Here is a 6,919-nt window from a genome sequence, read left to right on the forward strand (position 1 = left end):
TGGCGATCGCGTGCGGCTCGACGATCTTCGGCGGCAGATGTCCCGGATGGAAAATGAGCGCCCGAGTTTCGCCGCCAAGCTTGCGGCCGCCGAGACGGCGCAACAGGACCTTGCGCGCCAGGCGGCCCAGTTCCGCGACGGTCGCCTCCTCCAGCTCCAGGCGCGCATTGCCGAAATCCAGTCGGCGATCGAGGCCGCGGCCGCGCGGCGGGAGGAGGCAGTGGCCGCCGTCGAGCGGGCCTCGTCACTGATCAAATCGGGCAGCGTCTCGACGGTCGAAATGGCCCGCCTGACGCGCGAGCAGGCGATCGCCCAGCAGACCGAGATCGGCGCCCGCCGCCGGCTCGACGCCGCCAAGGTTGAGCTCACCGCTGTCGGGAGCGGCACTTATCTCGGCGACAGCTACAATGATCGGCCGAGCTCCGCGCAACGCGAAGAGGAGATGCGCCAGCGCGCCAGCGATCTGCGCGCCGATCTGGCGCATGCCGACGCCGAGATCGACTGGCTCACGCACGAGATTGCAGTCGAACAGTTCCACTACGTCAACCGGGCGGAAGCCGACATTAAGGCGCCGGTCGCCGGACGCATCTGGGAGATGATGACGTCGCCCGGCGAGGATGTCCGGGCCGGTCAGCCCTTGCTCAAGCTGCTCGATTGCAGCGGCGCCGTGGTCACCGCCAATGTCACCGAAGGAGTCTACAACCGCCTCCGGCTCGGCGAGCAAGCGATCTTCGAGCCGAATGACGGCAGCGCGACGATCCAGGGTGAGATCGTCAATCTCACCGGCGCATCGGGCGCGCCCGCGAACCTTGCGATCAATCCGGATGCGCTGAACAAGGAGCCCTACCGGGTGACGGTCTCGATGCCGGCGCTCAACAGCACGGGCAAGGAATGCGCGGTCGGCCGCACCGGACGGGTGGTGTTCAACACGGATGCGGCAAAGCCATGATGGCGGCATTCGCGCCCGGCCTGGTTGCCTTCGGCGCCTGCCTTGCGATCCTGCCGCTGCTCCGGCGCGAGCACACGCTGGCCCGCATCATGATGACCGGCATGTCGTTCGTCCTGCTGCTGCACTACTTCGTCTGGCGGGTGACCCAGACCTTGCCGCCTCTGGGACTCACCGCCGACGCGGTGGTCGGCTATCCCTTCGTGGCGGCCGAGGCGGCTTCGATGATCGCGGTGTGCCTGTCGTTGCTGTTCCTCTCCAGGACCATCGACCGCTCGCCCGAGGTCAACGCGATCCTTCGCCGATCCAGGGCCCCGACGGATGCGCCGCTCGTCGACGTCTTCATCTGCACCTACAATGAGGAGAAGGCGATCCTGGAGCGCACCATCATCGGCGCGACGGGACTCAACTATCCCAACTATCGCGTCTGGGTGCTCGACGACGGGCGACGGCTTTGGTTGCGCCGGCTCGCCCAGGAGCTCGGCTGCAATTACCTGACCCGTCCGGACAACCGGCACGCCAAGGCCGGCAACATCAATCATGGGCTCCACCACGTCTCCGCTCTGCCGGACCGGCCGGAGTTCATCTCGATCCTCGATGCGGATTTTGTCCCGATGCCGGACTTCCTGACCCGGGCGATCAGCCTGATGCAGGACGGCACCGTCGGCGTCGTGCAGACGCCGCAGCACTTCATCAATCCGGATCCGATCCAGACCAATCTCGCCGCGACCGACGTCTGGCCCGACGAGCAGCGCTTCTTCTTCGATATCCTGATGCCGGCCAAGGATGCCTGGGGCACCGCGTTCTGCTGCGGCACCTCATCGCTGATCCGTTTCTCCGGCCTGATGCAGATCGGCGGCTTCCCCACCGATTCGGTGACGGAAGACTATCTCGTCACGCTGCGGCTGAAGGAGAGGGGTCTGCGCACGGTCTATCTGAACGAGCGCCTGACCATCGGCCTCGCGCCGGAGGGATTGAAAGAATACATCACCCAGCGCGGGCGCTGGTGCCTCGGCTTCATGCAGATCTTCAGGGGCCGCAGCGGGCCGTTCTCGCGGCAATCCAGGCTCGCCTTCATGGACCGGCTGTCGCTGGTCGATGCCTTCATGAGCTGGGCGGCGGTCTACGGCACCAAGGTTTTCGGCCTGGTTGTGCCCTGGCTCTTTCTGCTGTTCGGCATCAAGGCGGTCCATGCTGACCTGTTCGAGCTGCTGACGTACTTCCTGCCGTTCTATGTCTGGTACGCCTTCACGATGGCCTGGATATCGCGTGGCCGCTCGCTTGCGATCATGACCGACGTCTCGCAATACATCGCGGCGCCGGCGGTCCTGAAGGCGGTCGTGACCGGCCTCGTCAAGCCGCAGGGCCACAAATTCAAGGTGACCGCCAAGGGCGGCGACCGCAACCTCCGCTTCATCGAGTGGCCGCTGCTGCGGCTCTATGGCGGTGCCTTGCTGATCACGCTGGTGGGGATCGCCTACGCCTTCATCCTGCACCCGCGCGGCGACAGCATCGCCTATGGCGGGCTGGCGCTGGCCTGGAGCCTGTACAATTGCGTTGTGCTCGCGATCGTGTGCTTCATCTGCATCGAGCAGCCGCGGCGCCGCAAGGCCGAGCGTTTCGAGCGCGACGAGCCGATCCTGGTTCACGAAGGCGCCGAACCGCGGCTGGTGCGGATGGCCGACATCTCGATTTCGGGCGCGCGCTTCATCGATCCGGCCCCGCCCGCAATCGGCGCCTCGATCAAGTGCAATGTCTACGGCCAGAACGTGAGCGCGACCGTTGTCCGCCGCTCCCGCGACGGCTTCGGCGTCCGTTTCGAGGACGCGGTTGCGACGCGGATCAATGTCGTCCGCGCATTCTATGCCGGTGAATATGTCCGCGCCTTCCGCAGCGTGCGCGCGGCGCCGGTCGGCAAGGCGTTGCTGATGCGACTGTTCGGCTAGAGCGGGCGGAGCGTCATGCTGCCGGCTTCGCCGCCTGGTCCTCGCTCGACAACAGATGCAGTAGCGCGCTCTTGATCGCGGCCTGCCGGGTCGGCGCGGTGATCTGGGCGCCGAGCAGGTCGGTGACATAGAACACGTCGCGGGCGCGCTCGCCGAAGGTCGCGACGTGCGCCGAGGCGATGTTGAGGTTGAGCTTCGAGATCGCGGTCGTCAGCTGGTAGAGCAGGCCGGGGCGGTCGAGGCCGGAGACCTCGATCACGGTGTAGCGGTCGGACCACTGGTTGTTGACGGTCACTTCGGGCTCGACGACGAACGGCCGCGCCTTGCTGCGCACCGCGCGCTTGGCCACCGCCTCGGGCAGCCTGAGCTTGCCTTCCAGCACCTGCTCGATCATCTCGCCGATCCGCGTCGCGCGGCGGCCTTCGTCATCGTCACGGTCGTATTCGCGCGAGATCGAGATGGTGTCGAGCGCGCGGCCGTCGGTCGTGGTGTAGATCTGCGCGTCGACGATGTTGGCGCCGGCCGAGGCGCAGGCGCCGGCGATGATCGACAGCAGCCAGGGATGGTCGGTCGCCAGGATCGTGAGCTCGGTGACGGCGCGGATAGGACAGCGTATCGATTGCGGATCGTGCGTTCGTGGCGATGGCCTCATGGTCGCCACGCCTCATAGCTTCGCAGGCGACGGTTATTCCGAAGCACTCGGTCGCGGGAACGGGGACCACGGACTTTCAGGGACATTTCCTCAAGGGCCACGTCGGAACTTCTGTGGTCGACGGCTCGTTGTGGCCGCGCGGAGCCTCCCGCTTGCGCCCTTCAGTGGGCCTCGGCCGACCTCCAGCCACAGGCGGGAAAGGTCAACAGTCCCATCACGACTCTTGATCCATCGTATTTCTGCGCTATATCCGGGTTTCCCCTTACCCAATTGTGATCCGGTGAATGCATGACGACGTCAGATACGGCTGTGCATACGCAGCCCTTTCAAGCCGAGGTGTCCGAGCTGTTGCACCTGATGGTGCACTCCGTCTATTCGGAGACCGACATCTTCCTGCGCGAGCTTCTTTCGAACGCGTCGGATGCCTGCGACAGGCTCCGCTATGAGGCTATCGCGATCCCTTCATTACTTGGCAAGGGCGAGGCGCTGAAGGTCCGTATCATTCCGAATAAGCCGGCGAATACGCTGACGATCGCCGACAACGGCATCGGCATGGAGCGGCAGGAGCTGGTCGACCATCTCGGTACCATCGCCCGCTCCGGCACCAAGGCGTTCGTGTCGAAGCTGAAGGAGGCCAAGGACGGCCTCGGCCTGATCGGCCAGTTCGGTGTTGGCTTCTATTCTGCCTTCATGGTCGCCGAGAAGATCGTCGTGATCAGCCGCCGCGCCGGCGAGAGTGACGTCTGGACCTGGACGTCCTCCGGCGGCTCCGGATTCGAGATCGCCCGCGCCAGCGACGAGGACGCAGCGCGCGTGGCGCGCGGCACCGAGATCGTCCTGCACCTGAAGGACGACGCGAAGAAGTATCTCAAGACCTACGAGATCGAGCGCATCGTCGGTGCCTATTCCGACAGCATCCTGTTTCCCATCGAGCTTGTGCCCGGTGAGGGCGAGCCGCGCCAGATCAATTCGGCAAGCGCGCTGTGGCAGCGCTCGAAATCCGAGCTGACGGCAGACGACTACAAAAAGGCCTATCAGCAGATCGCTTCCGCCTTCGGCGATCCCGCGATCACGCTGCACTACCGCGCCGAGGGCCGCCACTCCTACGCCGTGCTGCTGTTCGCACCGTCGACGAAGCCGTTCGACCTGTTCGAGCCGAATCGCAAGGGCCGCGTCAAACTCTACGTCCGCCGCGTCTTCATCACCGATGATGCCGATCTGCTGCCGGGTTACCTCCGCTTCATCCGGGGCGTCGTCGACAGCGAGGATCTCCCGCTCAACATCTCCCGCGAGATGCTCCAGAACAATCCGCAGCTCGCGCAGATCCGCAAAGCCGTGGCGACCCGCGTCGTGTCCGAGCTCGAAAGCCTCGCCGAGAAGGACCCGGAGAATTTTGCCAAGATCTGGGATGCTTTTGGCGCGGTGCTGAAAGAAGGCATCTACGAGGATTTCGAGCGTCGCGAAAAGCTGCTGGCGCTGTCGCGCTTCACCACCACGTCAGGCGAGAAGCGCTCGCTCAAGCAGATTATCGCCGATTTCAAGCCGAACCAGACCGAGATCTATTATCTCGTCGGTGACAGCATCGAGCGACTGAAATCCAATCCGCGGCTGGAGGCCGCCACCGCGCGCGGCATCGAGGTGCTGTTGCTGTCCGATCCCGTCGACGCGTTCTGGACCTCGATGCCATCGGAGTTCGAGGGCAAGCCGCTGAAGTCCTTGAGCCAGGGCGACCTCAATCTCGACCTGATCCCGCGCGTCGACGAAACGGACGAGGCGAAGGAGGACGAGCCGGCCGCCGATGAAGCGGCCACCATCGCCTTGATCAAGGCCGCGCTCGGCGAGCGCGTCAGTGACGTCAAGGCTTCCACGCGCCTCACCAGCTCCGCCTCCTGCCTCGTCGCAGGCACTGACGGCCCGAGTCGCGAACTGGAGCGCATTCTGTCGCAGCAGAACCGCGGCATGCGCACCAAGCCGATCCTCGAGATCAACCTGCGCCATCCGGTGGTGGCGGCGATTATCAGGGCAGAGGCCGGCTCCAAGGCCGTCGACGACCTCAGCCTGCTTCTGCTCGAACAGGCGCAGATCCTGGACGGCGAACTGCCGGAGCACGCGACGGCCTTTGCAGCAAGGCTGAACCGGCTGGTGCTGCAGGGGCTCGGTAGGTAGCCCAGACACGTGCCTCCGGGTGGATAGATGCAAGACCGCCGCCGCCAATTCGACGAATCTTCTCGCAACACACGGCCGGACCATACATAAGGTCACATCCTCAGAAAGACGCTCGAACTTCACAAGACGGCCGCCGCCGGAGGAATACGGTAAATGTCAGACAGTGCGGCATTCAGATAACGTCGTTGGGCAATTGACCGCAGGTCTCGGCTGCGCTCAGGCAAGTTGCCCGTTTTGACAGCATCTTAGGAAGCTCAACGCTTATAGCAGTAAGTTGAGCCGCTGTCCGGCATGGCCGAAGACCGTTTCGGGTCGATGTCCGGCACCGGCCGCGGCAGGTAGTACACGCTGCCGCGGCTGATGTTCAAAGCCTCCGCCTGCCTGGTGATCGACAGCTCGTGCTCACGGTCGATCATCGCTTTGCGCTCAGCAATCCCGCCTTGGTGAGCGCTCCTTCTAAAAAACTATGCGCGGCGCTGCGCTCCCCCTGTGGGATAGAAACGGACCGGCGCTAGATTGCCGACCGGGAGGGAGCGGCCGATACGATTTTGGTGGCACGCGACCCCGTTAAAAAACCTGGTCCATGGGTTGTCGCGCACTTGAGAGTGGTGACGCCATCCGGCGATCCCGTTTAGGAATCTGACGAATAGCGCAGCCCAGCCCTTCCGCCGCCGTCAGCAGGAGGATTAGAGATGAACCCCAAAAGATCGAAGTCGAAGAACGGAGGTAAGATGCAGATGGTGCACCCGGACGCGGCTGCCATCGACGTCGGAGCGACTATGCACATGGCAGCCGTGAGGGCAGATCGCGCACCGGAGCCAGTCCGCAGCTTCGGTACCTTCACGGCTGATCTGCATCGGCTAGTCGACTGGTTTACTGAATGCGGCGTCGAGACTGTCGTCATGGAATCGACCAGCGTCTACTGGATTCCGATCTTCGAGCTTCTCGATGCCCGGGGATTTAACGTGTTTCTTGTCAACGCGCGCGATGCCAAGCACGTGCCGGGGCGCAAGACCGATGTCAGCGATGCGCAATGGCTGCAGCGGCTCCATTCATTCGGGTTGCTGCGGGCCAGCTTTCGGCCCAAAGGGCAGATTGCCAGAGCTATGGCTGATTTTGGGTGACGCGGCCTGATCAGGCGGCGTGGCTTTCAGTGTTCGGAATGACTTCGATTCCGTCGATGAACTTTACACCGGCGATGACTTTCGG

Annotated in this window: 4 protein-coding genes and 2 pseudogenes; 4 read left to right on the plus strand and 2 right to left on the minus strand. The window is 64.0% G+C overall.

Translation table 11 applies throughout. From position 1 onward, the window contains the following. Positions 1-949 (plus strand): HlyD family secretion protein (locus QJT78_RS46965; RefSeq protein ID WP_281460714.1); only part of this gene is annotated, 949 nt, incomplete at its 5' end. Beyond that, complete coding sequence (locus tag QJT78_RS46970; protein ID WP_281460715.1) at positions 946-2,892, plus strand: glycosyltransferase; 1,947 nt, start codon at positions 946-948, stop codon at positions 2,890-2,892. The genes QJT78_RS46965 and QJT78_RS46970, both read left to right, overlap by 4 nt. Before the next feature lie 13 nt (positions 2,893-2,905). Here QJT78_RS46970 and QJT78_RS46975 read toward each other — a convergent pair. Next, positions 2,906-3,493, minus strand: a pseudogene (locus QJT78_RS46975) (ACT domain-containing protein); the annotation flags it as partial. A gap of 339 nt (positions 3,494-3,832) precedes the next feature. Between QJT78_RS46975 and htpG the strand changes: the two are divergent. Continuing rightward, a complete protein-coding gene (gene htpG, locus QJT78_RS46980) occupies positions 3,833-5,710 on the plus strand; it encodes a molecular chaperone HtpG (protein ID WP_281460716.1) in 1,878 nt (625 codons plus the stop codon). A gap of 323 nt (positions 5,711-6,033) precedes the next feature. On the opposite strand, the pseudogene QJT78_RS46985 reads toward htpG, so the two are convergent. Further along, positions 6,034-6,174: pseudogene (locus QJT78_RS46985) on the minus strand (IS3 family transposase); the annotation flags it as partial. A 228-nt stretch (positions 6,175-6,402) separates the two neighbouring features. Here QJT78_RS46985 and QJT78_RS46990 point away from each other — a divergent pair. Further along, positions 6,403-6,834 (plus strand): transposase, encoded by a 432-nt coding sequence (locus QJT78_RS46990; RefSeq protein ID WP_281460717.1) that lies wholly within the window; start codon positions 6,403-6,405, stop codon positions 6,832-6,834. The last annotated feature ends 85 nt before the right edge of the window (positions 6,835-6,919 follow it).

Source organism: Bradyrhizobium sp. Mp27, from assembly GCF_029953005.1.
GTDB classification, from domain to species: Bacteria; Pseudomonadota; Alphaproteobacteria; order Rhizobiales; family Xanthobacteraceae; genus Bradyrhizobium; species Bradyrhizobium barranii.

Excerpts from the sequence above, each read along its gene's own strand:
- QJT78_RS46970 (WP_281460715.1), top strand. The coding sequence starts at position 946 with ATGATGGCGGCATTCGCGCCCGGCCTGGTTGCCTTCGGCGCCTGCCTT.
- htpG (WP_281460716.1), top strand. The coding sequence starts at position 3,833 with ATGACGACGTCAGATACGGCTGTGCATACGCAGCCCTTTCAAGCCGAG.
- QJT78_RS46990 (WP_281460717.1), top strand. The coding sequence starts at position 6,403 with ATGAACCCCAAAAGATCGAAGTCGAAGAACGGAGGTAAGATGCAGATG.